Annotated in this window: 2 protein-coding genes; one reads left to right on the forward strand and one right to left on the reverse strand. The window is 75.2% G+C overall.

Annotated elements, in window-relative coordinates:
- The coding region (locus L7D48_RS28310) for a DUF445 domain-containing protein (RefSeq protein WP_237883876.1) at nt 1–1135 on the forward strand (1135 nt) is incomplete at its 5' end.
- 35 nt (nt 1136–1170) lie between these two features.
- Here L7D48_RS28310 and L7D48_RS28315 read toward each other — a convergent pair.
- Nucleotides 1171–2220, reverse strand: a complete 1050-nt coding sequence (locus L7D48_RS28315) for a Gfo/Idh/MocA family oxidoreductase (RefSeq protein ID WP_237883878.1) — start codon at nt 2218–2220, stop codon at nt 1171–1173.
- Between the last annotated feature and the right edge of the window lie 14 nt (nt 2221–2234).

The raw sequence follows: 2234 nt of genomic DNA on the forward strand, positions 1-2234 counted from the left end.
GGCGGGAGCCTGGGCCGGCTATGTGGCGGCCGCCGCCGAGGCGGGGATGGTGGGCGCGCTGGCCGACTGGTTCGCGGTGACCGCGCTGTTCAAGCATCCGATGGGGCTGCCGATCCCGCACACCGCGATCATCCCGAACAAGAAGGACCAACTGGGGCGCAGCCTGGGCGACTTCGTCGGTGAGAACTTCCTGTCGAAGGAGGTGGTGCGGCGGAAGCTGCGCTCGGTGGGCATCGGCGGCCGGCTGGGCGCCTGGCTGGCCAGGCCGGCCAACGCCGACCGGGTGACGGCCGAGCTGTCCACCGCGCTGCGCGGGGCGCTGGCCGTGCTGCGGGACAACGATGTGCAGGCGGTGGTGGGCGAGGCGATCACCCGGCGCGCCCACGCGCAGGAGATCGCGCCGGGGCTGGGCCGGATGCTGTCGCGGATCGTCGCCGACGGCGGCCACACCCGGGTCGTGGACCTGGTGGTCTCGCGGGCCCACGACTGGCTGGTGTGGCACAGCGACTCGGTGATGGACGCGGTGGCGGGCGGGGCGCCGGGGTGGACGCCGCGCTTCGTGGACCGCAAGGTCGGCGAGCGCGTCTACCGGGAGTTGCTGCGCTTCGTCTCGGAGATGCGGGACATGCCCGACCACCCGGCGCGCGAGGCGCTGGACCGCTTCCTGCGGGACTTCGCCGCCGACCTGCAGTCCGACGACGAGACCCGGGCGCGGGTGGAGCGGCTGAAGTCGGAGATCCTGGACCGCGACGAGGTGCAGGAGCTGATCTCCTCGGCCTGGTCGGCGGTGCGGTCCATGGTGGTGGCGGCGGCCGAGGACGAGCGCAGCCAGCTGAGGCTGCGGGCGCGCGCCTCACTGCTGTCGCTGGGCGCGAAGCTGTCGGGGGACGGCGGGCTGCGGGACAAGGTCGACGGCTGGATCGAGGGGGCGGCCTCGCACGTCGTCACCACCTACCGGGGCGAGATCACCTCCCTGATCACCGAGACGGTCGAGAGCTGGGACGCCGAGCACACCTCCCGCAAGATCGAGGCGCACATCGGCCGCGACCTGCAGTTCATCCGGATCAACGGCACGGTGGTGGGCGCGCTGGCGGGTCTGGCGATCCACACCGTCGCCCACGCGCTGGGCGGCTGAGGCCGAGCCCCCACCGCGCCGTCCCGCCCGCCCCGTCAGCCGAGCCGTACGGTGCGGCCCTCGGCCGCCGAGGTGCGGGCCGCCTCCAGCACCCGCAGCGCCTCGGCCGCCTCCCGCGCGGTGACCGGGGGCTCGCCCCCCTCGCGCAGGGCGGCGGCGACGGCGGCGTAGTAGGCGGGGTAGTCGCCGTTCCGGGAGGGCACGGGCCGTACGTCGTCCGCCGCGCCCAGGGTGCCCCAGGCGGACTCGGCCTCCGCGCCCCAGGGCTCGCCCGGCGCGGGGCGGGCGCCGGCGCGCAGGGCGTCCTCCTGGGGGTCGAGACCGTACTTGACGTAGGCGGCCCGGCTGCCCAGCACCCGGAAGCGGGGGCCGAGGGCGGCGGCGGTGGAGCTGACCCACAGGTGGGAGCGGGTGCCCGAGGCGTGGTGGAGGGCGATGAAGGTGTCGTCGTCGGCCTCGGCGCCGGGGCGGCGCGCGTCGGACTCGGCGTAGACGGAGACCGCCGGGCCGAAGAGGGTGAGCGCCTGGTCCACCACATGGCTGCCCAGGTCGTACAGCAGTCCGCCGAGCTCGGCGGGGTCGCCGGACTCGCGCCAGCCGCCCTTGAGGTTCGGGCGCCACCGCTCGAAGCGGGACTCGAAGCGCCACACCTCGCCCAGCGCGTCCTCGGCCAGCAGGCCGCGCAGGGTGAGGAAGTCGCTGTCCCAGCGGCGGTTCTGGAATACCGACAGCAGCAGTCCGCGGCGCTCGGCGAGGCCGGCCAGTGCCTCGGCCTCGGCGGCGCCGGCCGCCAGTGGCTTGTCGACGACGACGGCCAGTCCGGCTTCCAGCGCCCGGGTGGCCAGCTCGACGTGGGTGCGGTTGGGGGAGGCGACGACGACGAGGTCGAGTTCGCCGGCGCGCGCGAACAGTTCGCCGGCACTGGCGGCGGTGCGCAGCTCCTCGCCGTGCTCGGCACGGGCCTGCCGCCGCCGCTCGGGGGAGGAGGTGACGACGGTGTCCAGCACGAGGCCGTCGGTGGCGGCGATCAGCGGCGCGTGGAAGACGGAGCCGGCCAGGCCGTAACCGATCAGTCCGACGCGCAGGGGGTGGGGGACCG

This window comes from Streptomyces sp. ICN903, from assembly GCF_022015835.1.
Taxonomy (GTDB): domain Bacteria; phylum Actinomycetota; class Actinomycetes; order Streptomycetales; family Streptomycetaceae; genus Streptomyces; species Streptomyces fenghuangensis.